Origin of the sequence: Lacihabitans soyangensis, assembly GCF_024343775.1 — a bacterium.
In the GTDB taxonomy this organism is placed as follows: Bacteria; Bacteroidota; Bacteroidia; order Cytophagales; family Spirosomataceae; genus Leadbetterella; species Leadbetterella soyangensis.
In genome coordinates this window covers 26,573-51,400 of the sequence record NZ_RJUF01000177.1, presented here as the reverse complement: position 1 = coordinate 51,400, position 24,828 = coordinate 26,573, and the positions used below count along the sequence as shown (strand labels likewise).

The 24,828-nt window shown below is 37.5% G+C and carries 27 protein-coding genes and 5 tRNA genes; 10 read left to right on the top strand and 22 right to left on the bottom strand.

Going from position 1 to position 24,828, the window contains the following annotated elements; translation table 11 throughout:
* The first annotated feature begins 32 nt into the window (after window positions 1-32).
* Window positions 33-488, top strand: coding sequence for a hypothetical protein (locus tag EGI31_RS18155; RefSeq protein WP_255038568.1), 456 nt, complete (start codon window positions 33-35; stop codon window positions 486-488).
* A 75-nt stretch (window positions 489-563) separates the two neighbouring features.
* On the opposite strand, the gene EGI31_RS18150 is transcribed toward EGI31_RS18155, so the two are convergent.
* The 3 genes from EGI31_RS18150 to EGI31_RS18140 form a co-directional block, all read right to left on the bottom strand.
* On the bottom strand, window positions 564-767 hold the full coding sequence (locus tag EGI31_RS18150) for a PIN domain-containing protein (RefSeq protein ID WP_255038567.1): 204 nt from the start codon (window positions 765-767) through the stop codon (window positions 564-566).
* The gene (locus EGI31_RS18145) at window positions 767-991 is read right to left on the bottom strand and encodes a DUF8507 family protein (protein WP_255038566.1); all 225 of its coding nucleotides are present in this window, start codon (window positions 989-991) and stop codon (window positions 767-769) included. Before EGI31_RS18145 ends, EGI31_RS18150 begins: the two co-directional genes overlap by 1 nt.
* 420 nt (window positions 992-1,411) lie before the next feature.
* The gene (locus EGI31_RS18140; protein WP_255038565.1) at window positions 1,412-1,873 is read right to left on the bottom strand and encodes an Lrp/AsnC family transcriptional regulator; all 462 of its coding nucleotides are present in this window, start codon (window positions 1,871-1,873) and stop codon (window positions 1,412-1,414) included.
* Window positions 1,874-2,059: 186 nt separating this feature from the next.
* Between EGI31_RS18140 and EGI31_RS18135 the strand changes: the two genes are divergently transcribed.
* Both EGI31_RS18135 and kbl read left to right on the top strand, forming a co-directional pair.
* On the top strand, window positions 2,060-3,010 hold the full coding sequence (locus tag EGI31_RS18135; RefSeq protein ID WP_255038564.1) for an NAD-dependent epimerase/dehydratase family protein: 951 nt from the start codon (window positions 2,060-2,062) through the stop codon (window positions 3,008-3,010).
* Between the two features lie 4 nt (window positions 3,011-3,014).
* Complete coding sequence (gene kbl / locus EGI31_RS18130) at window positions 3,015-4,199, top strand: glycine C-acetyltransferase (RefSeq protein WP_255038563.1); 1,185 nt, start codon at window positions 3,015-3,017, stop codon at window positions 4,197-4,199.
* A gap of 139 nt (window positions 4,200-4,338) precedes the next feature.
* Here the strand turns inward: kbl and EGI31_RS18125 are convergent.
* The 4 genes from EGI31_RS18125 to EGI31_RS18110 form a co-directional block, all read right to left on the bottom strand.
* A tRNA-Pro gene (locus EGI31_RS18125) sits at window positions 4,339-4,412 on the bottom strand.
* Between the two features lie 117 nt (window positions 4,413-4,529).
* Window positions 4,530-5,456 (bottom strand): methionyl-tRNA formyltransferase, encoded by a 927-nt coding sequence (gene fmt / locus EGI31_RS18120; protein WP_255038562.1) that lies wholly within the window; start codon window positions 5,454-5,456, stop codon window positions 4,530-4,532.
* A 13-nt stretch (window positions 5,457-5,469) separates the two neighbouring features.
* Window positions 5,470-5,937 (bottom strand): DUF4293 domain-containing protein, encoded by a 468-nt coding sequence (locus EGI31_RS18115; RefSeq protein ID WP_255038561.1) that lies wholly within the window; start codon window positions 5,935-5,937, stop codon window positions 5,470-5,472.
* A gap of 61 nt (window positions 5,938-5,998) precedes the next feature.
* Window positions 5,999-6,499, bottom strand: coding sequence for a cupin domain-containing protein (locus EGI31_RS18110; RefSeq protein ID WP_255038560.1), 501 nt, complete (start codon window positions 6,497-6,499; stop codon window positions 5,999-6,001).
* A 58-nt stretch (window positions 6,500-6,557) separates the two neighbouring features.
* Here EGI31_RS18110 and gldG point away from each other — a divergent pair, with 58 nt between their 5' ends.
* A complete protein-coding gene (gldG, locus tag EGI31_RS18105) occupies window positions 6,558-8,207 on the top strand; it encodes a gliding motility-associated ABC transporter substrate-binding protein GldG (protein ID WP_255038559.1) in 1,650 nt (549 codons plus the stop codon).
* A 51-nt stretch (window positions 8,208-8,258) separates the two neighbouring features.
* Here gldG and EGI31_RS18100 read toward each other — a convergent pair whose 3' ends face one another.
* The 13 genes from EGI31_RS18100 to EGI31_RS18040 form a co-directional block, all read right to left on the bottom strand.
* Window positions 8,259-8,624, bottom strand: a complete 366-nt coding sequence (locus tag EGI31_RS18100) for a T9SS type A sorting domain-containing protein (RefSeq protein WP_255038558.1) — start codon at window positions 8,622-8,624, stop codon at window positions 8,259-8,261.
* Between the two features lie 349 nt (window positions 8,625-8,973).
* Window positions 8,974-9,525 carry a transcription termination/antitermination protein NusG gene (gene nusG / locus EGI31_RS18095; protein WP_255038557.1) on the bottom strand — a complete coding sequence of 184 codons (552 nt, stop codon included), beginning with the start codon at window positions 9,523-9,525 and terminating at the stop codon, window positions 8,974-8,976.
* 15 nt (window positions 9,526-9,540) lie between these two features.
* Window positions 9,541-9,732, bottom strand: coding sequence for a preprotein translocase subunit SecE (gene secE, locus EGI31_RS18090; RefSeq protein ID WP_255038556.1), 192 nt, complete (start codon window positions 9,730-9,732; stop codon window positions 9,541-9,543).
* A 40-nt stretch (window positions 9,733-9,772) separates the two neighbouring features.
* Window positions 9,773-9,843, bottom strand: a tRNA-Trp gene (locus EGI31_RS18085).
* A 48-nt stretch (window positions 9,844-9,891) separates the two neighbouring features.
* On the bottom strand, window positions 9,892-11,115 hold the full coding sequence (locus EGI31_RS18080) for a TCR/Tet family MFS transporter (protein ID WP_255038555.1): 1,224 nt from the start codon (window positions 11,113-11,115) through the stop codon (window positions 9,892-9,894).
* Window positions 11,116-11,226: 111 nt separating this feature from the next.
* Entirely contained in the window at window positions 11,227-12,159 is a 933-nt protein-coding gene (locus tag EGI31_RS18075) for a sugar phosphate isomerase/epimerase family protein (RefSeq protein ID WP_255038554.1), read from the bottom strand.
* Window positions 12,160-12,847: 688 nt separating this feature from the next.
* A complete protein-coding gene (gene tuf, locus EGI31_RS18070; protein WP_255038553.1) occupies window positions 12,848-14,035 on the bottom strand; it encodes an elongation factor Tu in 1,188 nt (395 codons plus the stop codon).
* Between the two features lie 116 nt (window positions 14,036-14,151).
* A tRNA-Thr gene (locus tag EGI31_RS18065) sits at window positions 14,152-14,223 on the bottom strand.
* A 13-nt stretch (window positions 14,224-14,236) separates the two neighbouring features.
* Window positions 14,237-14,309 (bottom strand) — tRNA-Gly (locus EGI31_RS18060).
* A 16-nt stretch (window positions 14,310-14,325) separates the two neighbouring features.
* Window positions 14,326-14,411, bottom strand: a tRNA-Tyr gene (locus EGI31_RS18055).
* A 418-nt stretch (window positions 14,412-14,829) separates the two neighbouring features.
* On the bottom strand, window positions 14,830-15,906 hold the full coding sequence (locus EGI31_RS18050; RefSeq protein ID WP_255038552.1) for an outer membrane beta-barrel protein: 1,077 nt from the start codon (window positions 15,904-15,906) through the stop codon (window positions 14,830-14,832).
* Between the two features lie 5 nt (window positions 15,907-15,911).
* A complete protein-coding gene (locus tag EGI31_RS18045) occupies window positions 15,912-16,751 on the bottom strand; it encodes a hypothetical protein (RefSeq protein WP_255038551.1) in 840 nt (279 codons plus the stop codon).
* Between the two features lie 12 nt (window positions 16,752-16,763).
* On the bottom strand, window positions 16,764-17,324 hold the full coding sequence (locus EGI31_RS18040) for an RNA polymerase sigma factor (protein ID WP_255038550.1): 561 nt from the start codon (window positions 17,322-17,324) through the stop codon (window positions 16,764-16,766).
* 74 nt (window positions 17,325-17,398) lie between these two features.
* Between EGI31_RS18040 and EGI31_RS18035 the strand changes: the two genes are divergently transcribed.
* The 4 genes from EGI31_RS18035 (at window position 17,399) to trpB (ending at window position 20,738) form a co-directional block, all read left to right on the top strand.
* Window positions 17,399-17,977 carry a Crp/Fnr family transcriptional regulator gene (locus EGI31_RS18035; RefSeq protein ID WP_255038549.1) on the top strand — a complete coding sequence of 193 codons (579 nt, stop codon included), beginning with the start codon at window positions 17,399-17,401 and terminating at the stop codon, window positions 17,975-17,977.
* Window positions 17,978-18,011: 34 nt separating this feature from the next.
* A complete protein-coding gene (trpC, locus tag EGI31_RS18030) occupies window positions 18,012-18,803 on the top strand; it encodes an indole-3-glycerol phosphate synthase TrpC (RefSeq protein WP_255038548.1) in 792 nt (263 codons plus the stop codon).
* Between the two features lie 40 nt (window positions 18,804-18,843).
* Complete coding sequence (locus tag EGI31_RS18025) at window positions 18,844-19,479, top strand: phosphoribosylanthranilate isomerase (protein ID WP_255038547.1); 636 nt, start codon at window positions 18,844-18,846, stop codon at window positions 19,477-19,479.
* Window positions 19,480-19,541: 62 nt separating this feature from the next.
* Window positions 19,542-20,738, top strand: a complete 1,197-nt coding sequence (gene trpB, locus EGI31_RS18020) for a tryptophan synthase subunit beta (RefSeq protein WP_255038546.1) — start codon at window positions 19,542-19,544, stop codon at window positions 20,736-20,738.
* Window positions 20,739-20,743: 5 nt separating this feature from the next.
* Here the strand turns inward: trpB and EGI31_RS18015 are convergent, their stop codons facing one another.
* Window positions 20,744-22,249, bottom strand: a complete 1,506-nt coding sequence (locus EGI31_RS18015; RefSeq protein ID WP_255038545.1) for a ComEC/Rec2 family competence protein — start codon at window positions 22,247-22,249, stop codon at window positions 20,744-20,746.
* Between the two features lie 181 nt (window positions 22,250-22,430).
* Between EGI31_RS18015 and EGI31_RS18010 the strand changes: the two genes are divergently transcribed.
* Entirely contained in the window at window positions 22,431-22,772 is a 342-nt protein-coding gene (locus EGI31_RS18010) for a Dabb family protein (RefSeq protein WP_255038544.1), read from the top strand.
* 3 nt (window positions 22,773-22,775) lie between these two features.
* Window positions 22,776-23,558 (top strand): L-fucose dehydrogenase, encoded by a 783-nt coding sequence (locus EGI31_RS18005; protein WP_255038543.1) that lies wholly within the window; start codon window positions 22,776-22,778, stop codon window positions 23,556-23,558.
* 100 nt (window positions 23,559-23,658) lie between these two features.
* Here the strand turns inward: EGI31_RS18005 and recF are convergent, their stop codons facing one another.
* A complete protein-coding gene (gene recF, locus EGI31_RS18000; RefSeq protein WP_310586230.1) occupies window positions 23,659-24,768 on the bottom strand; it encodes a DNA replication/repair protein RecF in 1,110 nt (369 codons plus the stop codon).
* Window positions 24,769-24,828 lie beyond the last annotated feature (60 nt).

Here is a 24,828-nt window from a genome sequence, read left to right as displayed (position 1 = left end):
TATTTTATGTGTTGGAACATCAAAAAAATATTATGAACCAATTTGAAGCTACATATGAATTAAGCAATGAAATGATGCTTTTAGTTGAATTGATTATTAAGAAACTACGTGATGAAACATTTCAATCGTATATTACAGAACGTGAAAAACTTGCGTTTTTTAACAAGGACGAAGATTTCAAAAAAACTAAAAATCGAAGTATAAATTCAGATTTAAATAAGTTAGAAGAAGACAAAAGCAATTTATTCTCTAATTTATCAAGCCAAGAATTGAAACTTTTAGACAAATTAGTATTGAATGTCATCGATAATCTATTATTCAATTTATTAAGGGAGTTTGACGAAGTTAATACAAATAACTGGTCTCTACATATAGAATCAAAAAACATAGAAACACTTAGAAATGAATTGATTGGCAACGGTAATTTTACTGGAGATTTTTTCACATGGGCCTCAAGATTTAGTAAATTTGGAGATATAGAGTTCTAATTTTAACCAATATAAAATCTCTTTAAAATATCACCGTGATAAGCCCTTTGAATAAGCACGAAAGTAATTCCGACTTCAGATAAATTCAAATATTTCCACAACATTTAATGCTACATTTGGTGAATAGAAGTCACCGATAACTTCTTCATATTCTTCCAAAATTTCTGTTGTAATTCCAAATTCAAAAATACCCGAACGAAGGCCATCAAAAAGCCACCTTGTTTCTGAAAATTTAGGAATACTTACTAGTAAACAGTTGGTGTCAATAACTATTCTCATTACTGAGCATATTTGGTGCGTTTGTGTGTACTAAGTGCCTTATTCAGGTCCTTTTGCGTTAGACTTCTTGACTCAACAATCACATCCATTTCCTCATCTATTTGCTTCGCAAAGTATTCCGCCAAGAGCTGTTTTATTTCTTGCTCCTGCTTGCTGTTCAATTGTCTATCAAATATTTTCAGCATAAACATTTGCATTGAATTCAATTTGGTGGTTGATTCCATACTATTAATTATTATTTAATATTTGTTACAAATCATTATTCTTAATGTTCTGAATAACCTAAATATAAAAGGTTTCCATTCAGCTTCCAATGTTTTAGAAAAAAATCAAAAGATTATTATCATAAGCCAAGCTATGCTTAGTCTTAAGAATAAGTGCAAGTAGATTTCGGTCCTCAGACCGATTTAAGAAATTTCCAATCTGCTAACTTTTTCAATAGAATCGTTTCTAGAGCGTATATAAAGTAAATCGACTTTTTCAATAGCAGAAATACAAATTTCATTCTCAAAAATTAGTTACTACGTTTGGGAAACGTGGTACCTATTTCCCATTTGAATCAAATCTAAAACCTCAACCCTAGTAAAAAGAATACAAAAATCATTGTAACTTAATATTAAATTGCCCACCAACAATTCTCCATCTCAAATATAATACTCAGAACTATGCTTAATTTCTTTCAATACAAAAGTGCTGTTCAGTACACCAATATTTTCTATTTTTGAGAGTTTGTATTTGATAAAATCGTGGTATTCTTCCAAACTATTCACGTGGATTTTCAAAACAAAATCAACTTGGCCGGCAAGGTGATAGCATTCTTGTACTTCTTCTAATTTCTGAATTTCCTGCTCAAAATTTTCAATAAAAGTCTCATTGTGGTATCGCATAGAAACCTGACAAATGGAGGTTACCGACTTGTTTATTAGGTCTTTACCCAAAATAGCCACGTATTTTTTTATGAATCCTAAACTCTCCAAACGCCTAATGCGGTCATAAATCGGCGAAGGTGTGAGTTTCAGCTGACCGGCTATTTCTTTGGCCGTTTTTTTTGCGTCCTTTTGTAAAATCCTCAGGATAATTTTATCGGTTTCGTCCAATTGCTCCATAATGCACTAAAATTTATTTCATACAAAGTATAAATATAATACTATTTAGTAAAAAACACTTTAAACATAGACAAAGTAAACTATTTTTACTGATTTCTAGGACATTCAACCAACATAATATTTCATTTGATACTTTTGTAACTAAATATTACTTCGAACAAATACACTTCATCAACAAATAAAACTATGAAAACGATAAAGGTTTTGGTAGTGGGTGCTAATGGACAGCTGGGGTCGGTTCTGACACAAGCTCTTCAAAGCAAATATGGATTCGAGCAAGTTATTGCCTCTGATTTGTATCAAAAACCCGACTTTAATGGCAATTTTGAAATATTAGACGGCACAAATTTTAATCAACTACACGAAATTGTGGTTCGACATGGCATCACGCAAATCTATCATTTAGCGGCCATTCTTTCGGCTAATGGCGAAAAAGACCCGCTTCGCACATGGGAGATCAACATGAAAGCCTTACTAAATGTGCTGGAAGTAGGCCGAATCGAGAGCATTGATAAGATATTTTACCCAAGTTCAATCGCTGTTTTTGGTAATTCAGCACCCAAAGGCACTTGTCCGCAAGAAACTTTCTTAGACCCAAGTACAGTTTATGGCATTAGCAAAGCCACCGGCGAAAATTGGGCAAATTATTATTTCAATCGCTATGGTTTAGATGTACGTTCGTTGCGTTATCCTGGGATTATTGGCTACCAATCTTTACCAGGTGGCGGCACCACCGACTACGCCATTGATATTTTCCATAAGGCAGTATTCGACGAACCCTATACTTGTTTTTTGGCAAAAGACACTCGCTTACCGATGATATTCATGGACGATGCCATCAAGGCAACGCTCCAATTAATGGAAGCCCCGAAAGAGAGTATCATAACTCGCACTTCATATAATTTGGCCGGCCTGAGCTTTACTCCCGAAGAAATTGCGGCAGAAATCAAGAAAATTATTCCAAATTTTGTTATTTCTTACGAACCCGATTTCAGACAACAAATTGCTGAATCTTGGCCACAAGTAATTGATGATAAGCAAGCGAGAGCCGATTGGGCTTGGCAATCAAGCTACACATTGAAGGATATCACCGAAACAATGATTTTAAAATTACAGGAACAATTAACATTTGCATAAAACCATGTTTGAAAACATCAGAGAATACTACTCGGAAGAACTCACGGCCATTAAAGAGGCTGGTTTATATAAATCAGAAAGGGTTATCACTACGCCACAATCGGCTACGATAAATACACAAAATAAGGAAGTTTTAAACTTCTGTGCCAATAATTATTTGGGGCTTTCGTCTCACCCAGAAGTGCTTGAAGCTGCCATCGAAACCATAAAAACGCATGGTTTCGGTATGTCTTCGGTAAGATTTATCTGCGGTACGCAAGATATTCACAAAGAATTGGAGCGTAAAACGGCTGAGTTTCTGGGTACAGAAGATTGTATTTTGTATGCTGCGGCTTTCGATGCCAATGGGGGTGTTTTTGAACCACTTTTGGGGGCAGAAGATGCCATTATTTCGGACGAACTCAACCATGCTTCTATCATTGATGGTATCAGATTGTGCAAAGCTGAGCGTTTCCGATATAAAAACAATAACATGGAAGATTTAGAGCAGCAACTCATTGCGGCCAGTCATTGCAAGAAAAGGCTTATTGTAACTGATGGTGTTTTCTCTATGGATGGTTCGATTGCTCAGTTGGACAAAATCTGTGATTTGGCTGACAAATACGGTGCAATGGTCATGGTTGACGAGTGCCATGCCACAGGCTTTATGGGAAAAACTGGCCGTGGAACGATTGAATTAAAAAATGTAATCGGTAGAGTTGATATCGTAACGGGGACTTATGGAAAAGCCTTAGGAGGTGCATCAGGTGGTTTTACTGCCGCCCGTAAAGAGATTGTAGATATGCTTCGCCAACGTTCGAGACCATATCTTTTCTCTAATACACTTGCACCAGCTATCGTTGGAGCTTCCATAAAAGTTTTGGATATTTTACAAAAATCTACAACACTAAGAGATAAACTCGAAAGAAATGCAGCGTATTTCAGAGCAAAAATGACCGAAGCGGGTTTTGATCTTTTGCCTGGCGAGCACCCGATTATCCCAATCATGCTTTACGATGCTCCTTTGGCACAAAGTTTCGCTGCTAAATTATTGGAAGAAGGCATCTACGTCATTGGTTTCTTTTATCCAGTTGTACCAAAATCAAAGGCCAGAATCAGAGTTCAGATTTCGGCAGGTCACGAAATAGAGCATTTGGATAAAGCCATTGCGGCATTTACCAAAGTCGGCAAAGAATTGAATGTTATATGATTAAGATTTAAAAAATTGAGAATACATAATGCTTAGTTGCAAGACTAAGCATTTTTTTTGCAAAAGATTCTGATTTACGACAACTATCACAATTTTAGTTAGTTCTTAAAAATTTGTGTGTGTCTTGATATTTGTAAAGTCGGGATGACAGGATTTGAACCTGCGACCACTCGCCCCCCAGACGAGGATTCTACCGGACTGAACTACATCCCGATTTTCGTAGAAATTATGTGCAAAAATAAAAATTATAAGATTTCAAATAACACTCGAACGAACCTTTGTAAAGAAAAAGTTTTCAACTGAATCTGTAAAATTCAAATTATCATGCCTTCAAAACCGATAACCCCTTAAAAATTCCTCGGTTGTGATTCGTTTTTTGCCTTCTAATTGTAAGCTTTTTATGGCCAAATGTCCATCTATAGTCTGAATAAATAAACTCTTCTTATGGTCAGTTTTGAGCGTAAAACCTTCGAATTCAAAATTGTCTAACTCTGGCAATTCGTCAGTTACTATTTCTGTTTCAAATATCTTCAAAACTTTACCGTCCAAAATCGTCCATGCAGCGGGATAAGGGCTAAGACCTCTCACAAAATCGTAGATATTTTTTGCTTCTTGCTGCCAATCAATTTTACAAGTTTCTTTAAAAATCTTTGGGGCAGGTTTCAGTTCTTGCGAAAAATCTTGTTTTACACTTGGATAGACACCTGAGGCTATAGCCTTAACTGTTTTCACCATCAAATCTCCTCCAATCCACATCATGCGATCATGTAAATCGCCCGCAGTATCGGTCTCTTTGATTTCTATATTTTCGGAGAAAATAATATTTCCTGTGTCAATCTCTTTTTCAATGAAAAAAGTCGTTACCCCCGTAATGATTTCGCCGTTTATGACCGCCCAATTGATGGGAGCAGCACCGCGGTATTGCGGCAACAAAGAGCCATGAAGATTTATGGTACCCATTTTCGGCATAGCCCATACCGCTTCCGGCAACATTCTGAAAGCTACAACCACTTGCAAGTCGGCTTTGTACGTTGCCAATTTTTCAAGAAAAGCTTTGTTTTTTAGCTTTTCAGGCTGCAAAACAGGTATTCCCTGAGAAAGTGCATATTTCTTTACGGGCGACTCGCTCATTTTTTGACCTCTTCCCACGGGCTTATCAGGAGCAGTTATGACAGCCACCACCTCGAAACCATTCTCCACCAGCCTTTGCAAAGTAGCCACCGCAAAGTCAGGCGTACCCATAAATATAATTCTCATTGATTTCTAGATTTTAACGCATTCTGTCTGCATCTTTCACCAACTTTTCGTCTTTTTTGATGAATCTATTGGCTAACCAATTGGCAGCTAAAGCCACAAATGCGGCCCACATACCCAAGCCGTAAGTACCTTCGCCACTTCCGAGTTTTATGGCGTCTGTCTGGATATGATATACTGTGATGGCCAAAGCAGCACCAATCAATAGGGAGTTCAGAGCAACGAAAAGCATCTGACGAATACGGTTTTTATACTGAAAAATAGTAAAAATGGTAAGAATTAGAGCCAAACCACCCAAAACAGCTACGTAATAAATGTCCTTATTGAAACTCGCTAAATTACCGGTTTGATGAAAAACATGGTATGGATTCACCACCACTTTTTCACTTGGACCTATGGCCTTCACAAACGAATTAGTACCTAAAAATACGCCTAACGCTAAGGCTGTTAACAACAACAATACCGATTGAACTCTCTGTAACATATCAAAATTTAAATATTTACAAAACTAATATATAGATTCAGTTTTCGGACAAAGTATTTGATTAATGGGTTAATTTCAAGATAATATCGCTGTATTCTGGATAAAGTTTTAATAAGTCTGCCCTATCGCCCATTTCAAAATCTTCAAAATCAAAACCGGGTGAAACGGTACAACCTACCAAGGAATATTCAGAACTTTCGGGCAAATAGCTTCCAAACCAACAATTGGCCGGGACCACTGCTTGAAAAACTTCGCCTTTTTCAAAATCTCTTCCCAGTTTTATAAAATTCAAAGCAGCGTCCGAATCTATGTAGCAGATTTCCAATGGATGACCTTCATAGAAGTGCCACATTTCGTCAGATTTGATCTTGTGAAAAGCCGAAAAATGGCCCTTTTTAATCAAAAAATAAATGCCTGTAGAAAAAGCACGTTCTCCCGAAAACCTTTCAGGTAGGCCCCTTTGACCAAAACTTTCGGAGGATTTATAAGTTTCCTTAAAAAAACCACCTTCTGGGTGACCTTCCATCCCGAGTTTTTCTATCCAATAATCTGCCGATTGCATTTCTAACTTTATTTTTAGCCAAATTTAGCGTAATTTTAGGTCAAATTTAAAATACCGAATGAGCAAAATATTGAAAAACAATATTATTCTGATTCTCTCCATAATAGCACTCAACATCTTAGGTTTTTGGGTTTATTTTAGGGCAGACTTAACTGCCGACAAAAGATATTCTATTTCAGAGTCTAGCAAAAATCTACTTAAAAACCTCGAAGACGAAGTAATCATAAAAGTTTACCTTGATGGCGAAGGACTTCCAGGAGGTTTTGAAAGGCTAAAAAGAGCCGTAAAAGAAACTCTGGTAGAGTTCAAATATTTTGGAAAAGATAATATTGACTATCAGTTCATTAACCCTTACAACGGATCTGAAGACGAGCGAAATAAACTTTTTAAAGAGTTGGTAGAAAAGGGTATGCAGCCTACCAATATTTTTGCTAAAGAAGACGGTAAAAAGGTTGAGAACTTGGTTTTTCCCTATGCTACTATTTGGTATCAAAACAAGGAAGTTCCGGTTTTGCTACTCAAAGCCAATTTAGCCCAAGATTCGCAAACCAAGTTGAATCAATCTTACGAAAATGTGGAATATGAATTGGCTTCCGCCATTCAAAAATTGACGAATACCAAAAAGAAAAAAATTGGTTTGCTTTCTGAATTTACCAATTTGCAACCTATCAATTTCGCGGGATTAATCAATACACTTCAAGAATATTACGATTTGTATATCATCGACTCTAAAAAGTCGCCATCATTTGCAGGTCTAGATGCCTTGATAGTTCCAAAGCCAGATAAACCTGTGGATGACAGCACTAAAGCCAAAATAGACCAGTACATCATGAATGGTGGTCGAGTGTTGTTTTTTGTGGATGGTCTGAAAGTAGATTCTGTGGGTTTAGAAGGTTCATTTGCCCAACCTTTGGATGTCAATCTTGATGACATGCTTTTCAAGTATGGTGTAAGAATAAATAAAAACATAGTAAAAGACGGCCTAAATGCGGCCATAATACCAATGGTGGTGGGCAATATGGGTGACAAACCAAATATTCAACCCATGCCATATCGATATTTTCCATTGATAAACAAATTTAGTAATAGCCTGATTACCAAAAATATAGACATGGTTTATACCAAATTTACGGCAAGTATAGACCCTGTAAACGGTAACGATGGCTTGAAGAAAACACCACTTTTATTGACTTCGCAATATACCAAAGTTTTAAACGCACCTGCTCTAATCACTTACAACGAGGCTCGCACGGATACGGATGAAACGGAATATCAAGGCGGTGTAAAAACGGTTGCTTACTTGATAGAAGGAACGTTTAAATCTATTCTTCAAAAGAGTTTTACGAATTCGGAAATAAAAACCACTTCGGTCCCGACGAAGATATTGGTTTGTTCAGACGGAGATATTATAGTGAACGAAATTGATAGAAAAACCGGCAACCCCTACCCTATGGGTTTCGACAGATTCTCACAGCACCAATATGGCAACCAAGACTTTGTGATAAACACGCTTAATTATCTATTGGATGAGCAAGGTTTACTAACCGCCAAATCAAAAAGCGTTGGATTGAGGCCATTGGATAAACTCAAAGTAAACAATCAAAAAACCAAATGGCAGTTGATTAATATCGTTTTGCCACTGGTTCTATTGGTAGTATTTGGTTTCTTGAGATTCTACTACGTGAAGAACAAATATGCCCAGGCATAAAATACAAAAGACAGCCAATGGCTGCCCTCTGTACTTTTTTATTACCTAAACTTATAAAATAATCTTTTTCTCTACTTCCACTTTCTCTGTATTAACCACGTTAAGGTCTTTCACAAAAACCTCTTTGTCGTTCGTAATTTCTAGCTGGTAGGCACCAGAATCCAACTGGGCTAAATCGAAGCAGTAGGCAGCTTTGTTGCTTTTCTTATCAGCATACTTGGTCACCATTACCGCTCCGTTTTTGTCTTTCAACTCTACTCTTAGGTTATCGCCCTTCTCTTTCTCAACGAAAACTTTTAGCGAGTGAGAGTTCTGAACATTGTACATACCAACTTTGAAACTTTGAGGCTTAGGATTAGCCAAAGAAACTGAAACGGAGATCAACAACAACGCGAATGTTTTAACTAGCTTTTTCATAATTGTACTTTTTTTAAACTTTAATTGTAATAGCTTTTCATTTAATTAACGATACAAAGATAATAGTACTATGCACTACAAGGTACTATTTATACATCAGTGGTCGATTGGTTTATGTGAACGGTAATTATTTTGTAATAGCTTTGAATGATAGATGTGAAAACCTCACCAAACGTTGCATGGAGGATGTTAAGAAAGGTTAAAATTGAAAAAACACCAAAAAGCAATTGTAGAAAGTCGAAATTGACGAATCAAAAAATCATTTAAAAGAAGTACTATAGATTTACTAAAAACAAAAAGAACCGACTCTCAAGAATCGGCTCTTTCAATATATCTTTAAAAACAAGATTTACATTTTTTCCACCTGCAGATAACCCAACTCCACTGGAGTGCTTCTTCCGAAGATTTTTACACTCACACTTAGTTTTTTCTTCTCGTCGTAAACTTCCTCTACAGTACCCTCAAAGCCATTGAATGGACCATCCACAACTTTAACAGATTCTCCTTTAGCAAAAGACACACCCGAATCAACACTTTCCTCAGAATTTAGCTCTTGAACACCCAAGATTCTATTCACCTCAGATTGTCTCAATGGCTCTGGCTCAATAGAAGCACCACCGTTCTTACCTAAAAAACCAATAACGCCAGGAATACTCTTTATTAAGTGAAGAACTTCACCATTGCTCAAGTCAGCATTCACCAAAATATATCCAGGGAAGAAATTTTTCTCTCTAACAGTCTTTTTACCGTTCTTTACGGAAACAACTTTTTCAGAAGGAATCATAATCTCAGGAATAAAATCCGTCAATTTCCTTCTTACTGCTTCGTTCTCAATGTAGTTTTTGATTTTTTTCTCTTGTTGAGAAACGGCTCTCACTACATACCAGTTGAATTCACTCATGATGGGAATTTATAATTATATTGATTGATACAACAATCTTAGGGCGTTATCAATCAAAAAGTCAATACTACCTACTACTAAAGCAAATATAATAGAAGCAATCAACACGAGCGTGGCACTTGCTTGTAACTCACTCATTTTTGGCCAATGAACCTCATTGGTAACCTCATGCCATGAATCTTTTACAAACTGAACTAAACTATTCATAATTCTTTATTTTTTTCAGACAGTTCTATTGTCATTTTTGCACAGGTACTAGGACTCGAACCCAGACCGACGGTTTTGGAGACCGTAGTTCTACCTTTAAACTATACCTGTTTATATTAATCGGGCTGCAAATTTAGTTTATTTTTTTTGTTGGAGCAATTAATCCTTTAAATTTTCTTTCTTAATTGTCCTAAAAACCAACAATAAACTTATCAAAGACAACAACCCACCCATCAAAAAGGGTGCTCCTGGAAAATACACCGGTGCATTTTCTTTTGTAAATGTTCTAAATAATCCCAACATCAATGGTTGACCAATAATGGCCGCTATACTCATCAAGCTGGTTAGTCCACCTTGTAGTTCACCCTGCTCATTTTTTCCGACTTGATTGGATATGATACCCTGAAAGGCCGGACCAGCTAAGCCACCAACCGCAAATGGCACCATTATGGCGTACATCATCCATGAGGAAGATGCAAACGCAAAGGCTGCCAAACCAAGGGCATTTATTGCTAAACCTAAGAATAAGGACTTCTCTTGACCCAATTTAGGAATAATAACCCTGATTAAACCTCCTTGCACTATAGCCACCATCAAACCAACAAATCCCAATGACAACCCGACCTCCAACTTCGACCAAGCGAATTTCTCAATTCCATAAAAAGACCAAGTTCCTTGCGTGGCAAAGTTTGAAACGTTCACCAAAAACAAAGACAAAACCAATGCCAAAACGTAAGGATATTTTTTTAGATTCAGTAAACTACCGATCGGATTGGCTCTTTTGATGTCAAATTTTCTACGGTTTTCTGGTAATAATGATTCTGGTAAGATAAAATAGCCATACAACCAATTGAGAAGAGCTAAACCTGCCGAAACCCAAAACGGAATACGAGTGCCATATTCACCCAAAATACCACCTAAAGATGGCCCAATGATAAACCCAAGACCAAATGCAGCACCTATCATACCAAAACTTTGGGCTCGTTTTTCTGGCTCAGTAATGTCAGCAATGTACGCATTGGCTGTAGTGAAACTCGCTCCAGCGATTCCTGAGATAATACGACCAACAAAAAGCCAACCGATATTTGGAGCCAATGCCAAAAAGATAAAATCCAACCCAAAGCCAAAAAGAGACATCAATAGCACTGGCCTTCTACCATATTGATCACTTAGACCACCAATTATTGGAGAAAATATAAACTGCATCAAAGCATAAATGAAAACCAAATACGCAGAATATTGAGAGGCCTCACTCACCGTTCCTCCTGTAAGATCTTGATATAAACTAGGCATAATTGGGATAATTATACCAATGCCAATTACATCAATAAGGACGGTAACAAGTATGAAAAATATTGCCTTTGAGTTCTTTTTGCCAGACATAAATAAGGATTAATCCTACAAAGATACGAAAATTGAGGATAATGGATTGAATGAACCGATTCTTAACATAGAGTTTAATCTTAATAAAGAAAATCTGACAAAACTTAAAGATCAGGCCAAGGCGTCGTTTACCACTTTTCTCATCTTATCAATTCCCATCTGACAAGCAGCCAAAGCATCCATTTTCCAAACATCTTCGTTGAAAATCTCAAGTGAAAGTACAATTGGTGTGTTTTTTTTATTCAAAATACCCAAAATTTCCTTGAAAGGAGCAACACCATCGCCCGGCATTACACGTATACCGTCTGTTATTGTGTTTTTATCAGAATTCGCAGGAAAATCATTCATGTGGAACATTTGCATTTTATTTCCCGCAATCATACTCAAAGCCTCAAAAGGAGAACCTCCTCGGAATAAATGATAAACATCTGGTAAAATTATGGCATCAGGATGTCCACTTTCTGCAGCAACAAACAATGTTTCACCAAACAAGTGAAGGTTTTTTGAAAATCCCCAAAGTTCTAATTGTGGCAAAACACCCATTTCCTTACCCAATTCAACCACTTTATGAAAACGTTCTGCGGCCTTTTTAAGATCGATATCTGAACCAGTAGTGGCACCGAATGGCGGAGCGGCGATACGCTTACAGCCAATCTGAGCCAACATATCCATTTCACGTTTGAGTTGTTCCATGGCCTTGCTTCTTTCGGTTTCGTCATCAACAATCCATTTGGCAAAACCAATAGAGTCTTCTATCACAATACCCAAGTCACCAGATTTTTTCTTTACTTCAGATAGTTTTCCACCATCTTTCACATACTTCTCTAGTGTACCCATCCAGATTTCTATCCCATCGAAGCCAACTTTGGCAGCCGTTTCGATTTCGGCCATCAAACCAATGTTTTGCTTTCTGATGGTGCTGGTGTTTAGGCAAAAGGTAAAATTATGTTTGCTTTTCTTCGGTTTAGAGGCTAGGCTTTCAATTCCAATTGAAGTAACTGCAGCTCCTGAAAGAGCCGTCTTTAAAATTTCTCTACGTTTCATTATTAATGGGTTGAATAATTGCAAAAATAAACTAAAGAATTTTAGTTTTTGTGTTTCTATAAAAGCTTTTTAAACTTAACAGGATTTTGTCAAGAAGCCCAAATAGCCAAAAATCTAATTTATAGTTCATGGTATTCATAAACAATAAGATATTTCCCAGAAATCTTAATTCTAATGAAAGGTAAATTTGATGGTTTATCCATTTCAGAAAACAGACTTATTTTCTCAACAGCAGAAGTTATCCTAGAATATAATTTTAAACTGTATGAATCCGATTTATTATGTTCGTCCCAAAACTCTAAGATATCATGAAACTGTTTGACCGCCAGTTCTCACCAAACTATTTGCTTTGCCATTTAACAAATTTTTCCTTAAAGTCTGTGTGGGTTATGAAATTTCCTGATTCTATTTCCTTCCTTGAAATTTCTATTTGGTCAATTTGAGGTTGACTGAAAGTTGCAACAATCTGATTACCATCTTCAAATTCAATTAAATTCAAAAGAGAATCTTCTCACATGCCATCACCCTTACTTTAAACTCTGGTTTTCAATTCTAAAGAAGTCATAAAAATCAATTATTAAAATCAGGTGTAAAAAATTGAAGCTACAAAATCAAACAGAAACTCCTATAACACGAAAAAAGCACCCCATTTCTGGAGTGCTCTCTTTAATATGATTAATCTAGACGATTACTCAAGGATTTCAGTTACCTGACCAGCACCTACTGTACGTCCACCTTCACGAATCGCAAAACGAAGACCTTTGTCCATCGCAATAGCGTTGATCAAGTTTACAGTAATAGTTATGTTATCACCAGGCATAACCATCTCAACATTTTCTGGAAGGAAAATCTCACCAGTTACGTCAGTAGTTCTGAAGTAGAACTGAGGACGGTATTTGTTGAAGAATGGAGTGTGACGTCCACCTTCTTCTTTCGAAAGAACGTAAACCTCAGCTTTGAATTTAGTGTGAGGCTTCACAGAACCTGGCTTACAGATTACCATACCTCTTTTGATAGACTCTTTGTCGATACCTCTCAACAATAGACCTACGTTGTCACCAGCTTCACCTCTGTCAAGGATCTTACGGAACATCTCAACACCAGTTACTACTGATTTAAGACCTTCAGCACCCATACCTAGGATATCTACTGCATCACCAGAGTTGATGATACCAGTTTCGATACGACCTGTAGCAACTGTACCACGACCAGTGATTGAGAACACGTCCTCAACTGGCATCAAGAATGGCTTGTCAGTAGCACGAGCAGGAAGTGGAATGAAAGTATCAACAGCTTCCATCAATTCTTCAATTTTAGCAACCCACTGAGGCTCGTTGTTCAAACCACCAAGAGCTGAACCTTGAATTACAGGAATGTTGTCACCGTCGAACTTGTAGAATGAAAGCAACTCTCTGATTTCCATTTCTACTAGTTCAAGTAATTCTGGATCATCTACTAAGTCAACTTTATTCATAAATACAACAAGCTCAGGAACACCTACCTGACGAGCAAGAAGGATGTGCTCACGAGTTTGTGGCATTGGACCGTCAGTTGCAGCTACCACGATGATGGCTCCGTCCATTTGGGCAGCACCAGTTACCATGTTTTTAACGTAGTCAGCGTGACCAGGACAGTCAACGTGTGCATAGTGACGATTAGCAGTCTGATACTCTACGTGAGAAGTATTGATAGTAATACCACGCTCTTTTTCTTCAGGAGCATTATCAATTGACGAGAAATCTCTAACCGCAGCTAGACCTTTGTTGGCCAAAACTGAAGTGATAGCAGCTGTCAATGTAGTTTTACCGTGGTCAACGTGACCGATTGTACCGATGTTTACGTGAGGTTTACTACGGTCAAAATTTTCTTTTGCCATTTTATTTGATAAAATTTATGTTGTTCAAAATTGTTTTTACTAAAAAAGAGCAATCAGAAAATCCAATTACTCGAAACTCGTTTCCATTCGAAAAAATACGCCCAAATTCAGTATAGAGCCTTTGAGCAGAATCGGACTGCCGACCTCTTCCTTACCAAGGAAGTGCTCTACCACTGAGCTACAAAGGCTTTATGGAATCAGAGCGGGAGACCGGGCTCGAACCGGCCACCTATAGCTTGGAAGGCTATCGCTCTACCAAATGAGCTACTCCCGCTTATAACACTTTTTTTTGGTGGGGGCGGATGGATTCGAACCACCGTAAGCTCACGCTAGCAGATTTACAGTCTGCCCCATTTGGCCACTCTGGTACACCCCCAAATACTATCAAAGAACATGCCCTTTTCGAAAGGAGATGCAAAAGTAGAACCTTTTTTCATATTGACAAAACTTTCTCTGAAAATTTCTTAAGAAAATTTCGAATATTCCTTCTCTATCCCTTCAGAAAATCAATATTAACCTTATTATGAGCATTTAGAATTATTGAGTATCTCTTGATCTTTTTTTTTCAAAGTCTACTAAATTTAATGCAAATATTGGGTTGTTTATTTCGGAAATTTGAATTAGGTTCTATAATACTTTTTCAATAGTCATGATCGTGCAAATATTTTATATCATAATAGGAATATAAGAAAAGACAGATTAGGGCTTTTTTATAACATAGAATCAAAACAGAAAACATGTTAAATACAAAAAAAGGGCTTATCGCCCTTTTTTTGATAATTATTATGAAAATTTCACAATCTAAATCCTACGCTAAAAGCTTGAATTTCGTTAAAACTGGTTTGACTTTCTTTGAAGAGTTTATTCATGTCATATCTAACGAAAAGAGTCATTCCGTTCTTTTTGCCTATCTCAGCAGTAACTCCATAAATAAAGTCATTCAAGCCAAAGTCACCCTTTATTTTATCTTCGCTTCTTCTAGAGAATTTTTCCATGCTGTAGCCACCAACTCTGTAACCAGCATAGCCGCCGAGTCCAATCTTGAATTTATCTTCTTTAAAACCGAAGTTCAACAAAACTGGAAAATTCACATACGGCATTACCAATTTACTTTTTTCAGTTTCTCTGGTGTTTTCCACAAACTCCACCATTGTTTTTCCCCTAACCTCTATTTCTCTAGCCACATTGCTATTTTTTAGCATAAAATTGTACCAGGCTATTTCAGGACCATAACTAAAGGCTACATCTACTTTTTTACCTTTTACTAGTGTGGCGTTTTTACGCAATGAAAGTGCTACGTATCTCGACTGCCAAGTCCGAAGGCTGTTCAGCTCGTTAGGTGCTATTGCTTCGTTGGCATGGGCAAAATTATTCAGACCAATGTACAAGCCAAAATCACTTTTAGAAAAGAACTTTTTATCCTTGTGCGACTTTGGTTTCTTGTCTTTGTGGTCATCGTTGTCGTCATCATACGACTCTATCTCGTCCTCCACCTTTCTCTCCACTCTCCTTTCCATTTCTTTCTCCAAGTCATTTATAGTGGTGTCTCTCTTCGTGATTATGTCCTTGGTGATGATTTTGATTCTCTGACCTTCTTTAGAAAAGACTAACAAAGTATCTTTTTTGGTACCGCCGTTGGAGATAAGCACCAAAGCACGCTCGCGTTCGTTGGAATCAACTCCAACTGCTTTCAGCACATTATTGAGATTAAGTGACTTTGGCAGCTCAATGGTCTTGTTGTTACCAGCAATAACTTTCACTTTGTTGTTAGAGCCTTTGTCGTTGAACTCAATAATGGTTGTGTCTTTAGGAAGATCAGCCGAAAACGCCTGATATCCTGTGAGTAATGTAATTAAAAATAACTTTTTCATAAATGTTAATTGTTGTTTAATCTTGCTTTTATCCAGTTTATTTTGTCTTTAATTTGGTTCGTTTCTGATACTATAAATCCCTCTTTATCTAATGCCAGTTCCTCTATTGGTTTAAATCCAAGTTTGTTAAAGTCCACTTTTTCGCCTTTTTTCAAATGCTTCACTTCATCCAAAACCCTCGTTACAAGCGACTTGTCATCAGAAAAATACTCATCCGAACTGGTTTTGGTGTTCTCAGGAATGTTTGGAGAACCTTTGAAGGTATTCACCTGATTTACAGCCAAAATAGGTGTTAAATAAATCAAGGTTTCTTCTAGCTTGTTCTGTCTGGCCTCTTCAACAATGGCCATTTTTACATTATTTTCGGTTTCAAAAAACTCTTCCAACTTCTTATTATCAACTGCCTGCATCTCTTTCTTTTCGCCTGTTTGCACAATTTTTTCGTTGGTCGAAACAACTTCAGAACTGTAAGAAAAAGCATCTTCACCAGTACTATTTAGGTTCAATCTTTTCAGTTCAGCAGGTTGAGTTCCGGTTTTTTGAACTTGCATCACCTTTGGGTTTGAAGCTTCAGCTAAATCTTTATTCTCGTTAGTTTCGGCACTTGAATTTTGCTCTTCGGTAGTAGTCAAAACTGCCTGAAAATCATCTTGCCCATGATAATAATAGACACCCACCAATGAAACAATAAACAACGAGGCAGCCAAAGCAAAGTACCAATAAGGCACAGGCTTCTTCTTTTTTTTACTTTCTAATTTACTCAAAAACAACTGATTAGCCCTTTCGCTTGGCGTAACCTCGTGGTTCTTTAGTTTTTCCCGAAAAAAATCATCTATAGGATTCATACTCAAATATTTTTAAACGATATATCCGTATCTTTCATTTTTTGTTAATTGATCTTGCAAGATTACCCTTGCTCTGCTTAGTTGCGACTTCGACGGTCCCTCCGAAATACCCAACATCTCCGAAATCTCCTGATGGTTGTACCCCTCAATGGCATATAAATTAAATACAGTTCTATATCCATTTGGCAACGATTGTATAAGTTTCAAAAGCTCCTCCGATTCAAAATCAAGATTCTGACTGTAAGAATTTTGCAACTCACCGACATCGTCTAAGCCAACTTCCAGCATTTTTTGGCTTCGCAAATACATCAAGGCCTCATTTACGACCAATCTTTTTGCCCAACCCTCAAAACTCCCTTTGAAACCAAACTGACTCACTTTGTCAAAAATCTTCATCATACTTTCCACCATCAAGTCTTCGGCGGCCATTCTGTCGTTGATATATCTACAACAAATGGCCAAAAACTTGCCTGAGAATTTTTCATAAAACAGACGCTGTGCCGAAGGATCTCCTTTAATGAGAGCCTTAGCCAAATCGTACTCAGTTTCGAAAAGTGATAAAATTTTTGCCATATAATCGGTTTCAATCTCAAGATGCAATTTTTTTATGTTAGGGTTGCATTATATTTGTAAAAAAATATACACTTATGTTTACTTCTTTTGTGGAATCATTGAAAGCGATACATCCTATAAAAAAGGAAACTGAGAAATTGCTATTGAAGAGACTCACCAGGCACACTGGCAAAGCCGGTGATATACTGGTTAAAGCCGGCGAAATAAACGATAGATTGTATTTTATAGAGAAAGGCCTGGTAAGGTCATACTATACCATTGAGGAAAATAAAACCAAAACCGACGTAACATCTTGGTTTGTAGGGGAGTTTGGGTTCATTTATATACCTCACAGTTATATCCCCAAGGCACCTTCAGTAGAAACTATTGAACTTTTGGAGGATTCTCAGATGATATCGATAACAAACAAATCGATGCAGGAGTTATACGATACAGTACCAGAAGCGAACTACATTGGGCGGATATTGACCGAAATGTACTTGGTAATGTATGACGAAAGGGTACGCTTTTTAAGAATGATGAGTGCCCAAAAACGAAACGATGCCTTCAGAGACATGTTTCCGGACATTTACGATAGGGCTCCAAAAAAATATATAGCCTCATTTTTAGGTCTCTCGCCAGAAACCTTGAGTAGAGTTAGAAAAAAAGCCTAGTTTGAAGTCAACAGTAGTTAGAAAAACACCAGAGATGACGATTTTAGACCAAATAATAGAAAATAAGCAAATTGAAGTAGCCAGAGCCAAAGAAAAGGTGAGCGTGGAAGAATTACAAAGCTCGGTATATTTTAAAAAAGAAACCATTTCTTTAAAATCGGCACTTTTGGCACAAAATTCTACCGGTATTATATCAGAATATAAAAGAAAATCGCCCTCTAAAGGTGACATCAATGTAGGTGCGGGTATAGCCGAAACTACAACTGGTTACGCAAAAGCAGGTGCTGCAGGTATTAGTGTTCTTACGGATACTGTGTTTTTTGGAGGTTTCAAAGAGGATTTACTCATTGCCAGAGAGCACAATCCGAGCACTCCTCTACTTAGAAAGGATTTCATGATTGATGAATACCAAATCTATGAAGCCAAAGCTTGGGGTGCGGATGTGATACTTTTGATTGCTGCCAATTTAGAAACTGAGGAAATAGAATCTTTAAGTAAAAAAGCTCATGAATTGGGCCTTGAGGTACTTTTGGAGGTTCACAACAAAGAAGAAATAGATAAAAGCCCAATGCAAAATGTGGATATAGTAGGTGTAAACAACCGTAATCTGAAAAACTTTGCTGAAAACAATGTAAATGCCTCGATTGAGCTTTTTGATTTTATACCCAACGACAAAGTGAAAATATCAGAAAGTTGTATCAGTCACCCTGATACCGTAAAACAGCTAAGAGCGATCGGTTACCAAGGCTTTTTAATGGGAGAAAATTTTATGAAAACAAGCAACCCAGCCAAAGCCCTAGAAGAATTCGTGGAATTGATAAAGTAAACTTTTGTCTTGATGACTTGTGCCTTAATACCTTAAAAAAATGCTAAAAATCAAAGTATGTGGAATGCGAGAAAGTCAGAATATTCTGGCTTTGGCAGAGCTACAACCTGATTTTATGGGTTTTATATTTTATGAAAAATCGGCAAGATTTACAGGAAAAGTTTTGGATAGGGAAATCCTAAAATCCTTACCTCGGAGTATTCAGAAGACTGGTGTTTTTGTAAATGAAAGCTCCGAAAAAGTAATTGAGATTTCAAAAGAATACGACCTAGATTTTGTGCAATTACATGGAAATGAGACCGTTGAATTTTGTGAAAAACTCAAAGAAGAAGGCTTAAAAATCATAAAAGTATTTTCGGTTGACAATTCATTTGACTTTTCGAAAACCATTCATTTTGAAGACTTTGCAGATTATTTCTTGTTCGATACCAAGGCAGAAGACGGATATGGTGGGCATGGAAAAGCTTTTGACTGGAATATTTTAGATAAATATGAAGGTGATACTCCATTTTTGCTAGCAGGAGGTATTTCTTTAGAAAATTTAGGAGATTTAGATAAAATAAAAAATAAGCATTTTGTGGGAATTGATGTCAACAGTAAATTCGAATTCAGCCCTGCAAAAAAAGATATTGGAGCTTTAAAAGAGCTTTTTAGAAAAATTAAAAAACCTGATTGAGTTATTTGGACGAAAAAATCAAAAACTTTGCGTCCTAGCGGCTTGGCGGTAAAAAAAAAACAATGAAAAGTCTAAAAGAAAACTCACCGTTTCAGGTGGACGAAAGAGGATACTACGGAAATTTTGGCGGAGCATTTATTCCCGAAATGCTCTATCCAAATGTAGAAGAATTGCGTGAAAACTATCTCAAAATCATGTATGAACCGAGTTTTCAAGAGGAGTTCCAACGTCTTCTGAAAGATTACGTGGGTCGTCCGACGCCGCTTTTTCATGCCGAACGACTTTCAGAAAAATACCAAACCAATGTCTACTTAAAAAGAGAAGACCTCTGTCACACCGGAGCTCACAAGGTTAACAATACCCTCGGGCAGATATTATTGGCCAAAAAACTCAATAAAAAGAAAATAGTAGCCGAAACCGGTGCAGGACAACACGGCGTGGCCACCGCCACCATGTGTGCATTGATGGGCTTGGAGTGCATTGTGTACATGGGCGAAATCGACATCGAACGCCAAGCACCTAATGTTGCTCGTATGAAAATGCTCGGTGCAGAAGTAAGACCTGCAAAAAGTGGTTCAAGAACCCTCAAAGATGCCACAAACGAGGCCATGAGACACTGGATAAACAATCCGACAGATACGCATTACATCATTGGTTCGGTAGTTGGCCCTCACCCCTACCCCGACATGGTGGCGAGATTCCAGTCAGTCATCTCAGAGGAAATTAGAACCCAGCTTTTTGAACAAACTGGCTCCGAAAACCCAGATTATGTGATAGCTTGCGTAGGTGGAGGATCAAACGCCGCAGGTACTTTTTACCATTTCTTAGACGAACCTTCCGTGAAAATCATAGCTGCCGAAGCCGCTGGCCATGGTGTAAAAACTGGAAAATCAGCCGCCACTACATTTCTGGGGAAACCAGGCATATTGCATGGAAGTAAGAGCCTTTTGATGCAAACATTTGATGGCCAAGTGGTAGAGCCACATTCTATTTCAGCTGGTTTGGATTACCCCGGCATCGGGCCATTGCATGCACATTTATGGGAAAGCAAAAGGGCCACTTTTTACGGAATTACAGACGATGAGTCGCTTTCAGCAGGCTTTGAGCTTACCAAACTGGAAGGTATAATTCCAGCCATAGAATCGAGTCACGCATTGGCAGTTCTCAATTATTTGGGAGCCGGAAAAGGCGAAACGGTGGTGATAGGACTATCGGGCAGAGGCGACAAAGACTTGGCGACTTACATGAAACATTTATAGGAGTTTTACCCTTTTCGCTCAAATCGACCCGTATTGGTATCAAATTCCATTTCCTGGATATCCCATTTGCCGCTTGGGGCATCTCGTTCATATTTTTGAGCAATTATCATTCGGTTTCCGTCCGAACGGAGATTTATCATACCAAAACGAGTAAGAAATGAGTTGATATCCTTTTGAATATCAGTAGTTTTTACATCTAATTCTTTCAGAAGTTCTGCTTTATTTGGAGCGTTTCCGTCGTTGATAGCCTTTCGTTGAAGCTTCAAATCGGCCACTTTCTTTCCCCAATCGTTCAAGTTTATAAGATTTTTGTAAGTAATTTCCTTATTTGACCTGGCCAATTCAGTACTAAAAATCATGGGTCTATCGCCATAGCCATGCTTACCCAAAGCTCCTAAAGTGTCAGGTCTTGGATGAGAATAAGGCTCATCATCTCCACTAGAAATAACCGTTGCGGCAGCATTTACCGCTTTCAAAAAGTCCAAATCAAAGTGATTGGAACCATGGTGACAGGCTTTGGCGGCATCAACTATTAGCTCATCTAGGATATTATTGTCAGCATAATGTTTGTGCATAATCTTACCAAATTCTTCGTTCAAATCACCTCCAAGTAAAAGCCGAAGATTTCCGTACTTCAATTTTATTATAACCGAATGTCCATTTTTGTCCTTCCCGCCTTTGTCGATTGATTTCAGACCTTTCTTTCCGTTTTTTGTTTGAGGAATCGGCCCAAGAATTTTCATAGAAAACTCCTTACCATTTACAAAATTTTGATCTGTAAAAGCATCTAAGTAATTGTTTTCGATATTCAGCATCTTAAAATTTACATTCGGATTGCTTTTTAATGCCTCGGCGAGGGTTTTTGGGTAAGTAGATCCTTTGCCACTTAACTTGTTCGGATCAGTAATTATGGCTTTCATCTCTGTGGTATTACTTACCAATTCGGTTATTAAACCTTCCTCAATTTTTCCAAAAGAAACCTTCCCAGCTTCTGGTCGCTCTACAATACCTTGATGATAAACATTCGAAAAACGCAATGCCTTATTTTTGAACAAATCACGAAAACCGCCATAATGATCCATATCACCATGACTGATAATAGCCTTGAAATCCAATTTAATCGGCACGTTTTTCTTGTACAAATTAAACCTCCAAGTGAGATAACGATTCATATTGTCCCCTTCACCGGCATCAATTATAAAATGCTCATCATCAGGGGTTACCAGATGACATCCGTCCCCTTGGCCAATATCTATAAAGTTGACTTCCAGCACTCTTTCTTTTCGGATTTTACTCACAGAAATCCACCCAAAATTGTTTCTGGCTTTTACTTTTACACGGTTGTTTTTGATTTCTAGGTCAACAATCTGTATAAAATCGCCAAATAGCAGGTGCTGCACCCAGTCTTTTGAATTCTCATCTTTAAAGACTTTAGCGTCAGGAAATTCTGCAAAAGTGTAATAATAATTATTTACTCCTTCCACATACTTTGAGGTGTCCAACTTTGCCATGCTTTTGTTTTTTTGATAAATAAAACTACATCCCACGATTATTTCTTCCTAATTAATTTTATTAAAAGGAAGGTATTTCTATTTTTGCTGAGATTATATTTTTAATAAAATTCAACCATTCCCAAACATGCATATTTTCAGCACCTTATCATTCAAATCATTCTTAATCGCGGCGTTATTTATGGCAATTTCAACTTCTGGTTTTTCACAAAAAAAAGAATTAAGACATGTGGTGATGTTTAAATTCAAAGAAACATCCTCGGCAGCAGATGTAAAAAAAGTGGAAGATGCTTTTCATGGACTAAAGGGCAAAATCAAACAAATAAAAGACTACGAATGGGGCACCAACAACAGTCCAGAAGGTCTTGACAATGGTTTTACGCACGTATTTTTTGTGACTTTCAGCAGTGAAGAAGATAGAGCCATTTACTTGCCTCACCCTGACCATAAGGCTTTTGTGGAAGTTTTAAAACCACATCTCGACAAAGTTATGGTTTTGGATTATTGGGCAAAAAATAAATAAAAGATGAATCTTAATCTTAAAGAAAAAGTCATCATAGTTACTGGTGGTGCGAAAGGAATTGGAGAAGGAATAGTAAGTCAGTTAGCATTAGAAGGTGCGTTTCCGGTAATTATCGGAAGAAATACAAAAGACAACGAATTGGCTTTGGAAAAGGTAACCGCCGCTGGTGGATTTGGATTTACCGTTGAGGCGGAACTTTCGAACCCTGACGAATGCAAAAAAGCTGTAGATGCAGTTCTAGCTCGCTTTGGAAAGATACATGGTTTGGTAAACAATGCAGGTGCCAACGACGGAATAGGCCTCGAAAATGGAGATTATGAGGGCTTTATGGCCTCACTTCACCGCAACGTTGTACATTATTATCTATTGGCGAAATATTGCCTGCCGTCATTAATAGAAGCCAAGGGTTCTATTGTAAACGTAACCTCTAAAACCGCCGAAACTGGTCAAGGAGGTACTTCAGGATATGCCGCAGCCAACGGTGCTCGCAACGCCCTAACCCGTGAGTGGGCAGTGGAATTGTTGAAGTATGGTATCCGAGTAAATTCTGTTGTGGTGGCAGAATGTTATACGCCACTTTACGACAAATGGATAAAAACCTTGCCGAATCCTGATGAAACATTAGAGAAAATAAAGGATAAAATTCCACTAGGAAAACGTATGACAACAGCCGAAGAATTGGCAAATATGGTGGTTTTCCTGTTGTCAAATCGCTCGAGTCACACAACAGGTCAGCTCATTCATGTGGATGGTGGTTATGTGCATTTGGATAGGGCTTTGTTATGAAATAATTGAATGCAGTCGGTTGTGTCCTCACAACCGACACTGCATTACCGACACATCAAAATGCCATCGGTTGTGTCCTCACAACCGACACTAATAAACTTCATCCAATTTCTAAAAACCTTACATCAATTCCTTTCAACAACTCTTTGGTTCTCTTCGGGCGAGCATCTGTCAAAAAAACCTGACCAAAGACTTTGCTATCAATCATTTCAACCAATTTTTTGATTCGCTTTTCGTCTAGTTTATCAAAGATATCGTCTAGCAAAAGGATAGGTTTAAAACCTTTAATTTGTGTAAGAATATCAAACTGAGCCATTCTGATAGCCATAATAAAAGCTTTTCGTTGGCCTTGCGAACCGAATTTCTTCACGGGTTTCCCTTCCATCCAAAACTCATAGTCGTCTTTGTGTATTCCTTTGGTGGTTCTCTGTGCTGCCAAATCATTGCCGATGGATTTTAGAAAAATCTCTTCAAAGTTTTCATCCGCCCACTCCGAGTTATAATTGATTTCCACCATTTCTCTGTTGTCTGAAAGTTCGTCATAATGTTTCTTAAACAAGGGCAAAAACTGTGTTACGAAATTATTCCTAAGTTCAAATATTTTCTTGCCTGTTGCCAAAAGTTGATCCGAGTAAATTCTCACTAAATCTTCGTCGAAATAATTATGCTCGGCAAATTGTTTCAACAAACTATTTCGCTGGTCAAGTGATTTATTATAAGACAAATAGAGTTTTAAATATTCTGCGTCAATTTGTGAAAGTATGCCATCAAAAAGCTTTCTTCGTGTCTCACTACCATCGCGTATGAGGTCTGTGTCGTCAGGAGCAATCAAAACCACAGGATATTTTCCTATGTGCTCTGAGAGTTTTTCGTAAGGTACTTTGTCATAAAAAAATGACTTCTTCCCACCTCTTTGCATAGAGCAAGTGATTAACTCCTCCCCAAAACGGCCCTCAATTTGAGCAAAATCCTCGTCAAATTTAATACTCAAAGCATCCTGACTGTGTATAGAACTTTTACACAAGGACAGAAAATACACGGCATCGAGTAGATTCGTTTTGCCACTTCCATTTTTACCAACAATGCAGTTCAATCCTTCCGAAAACTCATAAAATTGATTTTCGTAATTTCTAAAATTGGACAACTGGAGTTTTTGCAAATACATAATGACTACAAAGGTGCGGAAGAATTGCGGTTTGGTCAAATTCATTTTTGATTGAAATAAATTTCTTAAAAAAAGCATACCTAACATTTGGATGCATAAGAATAT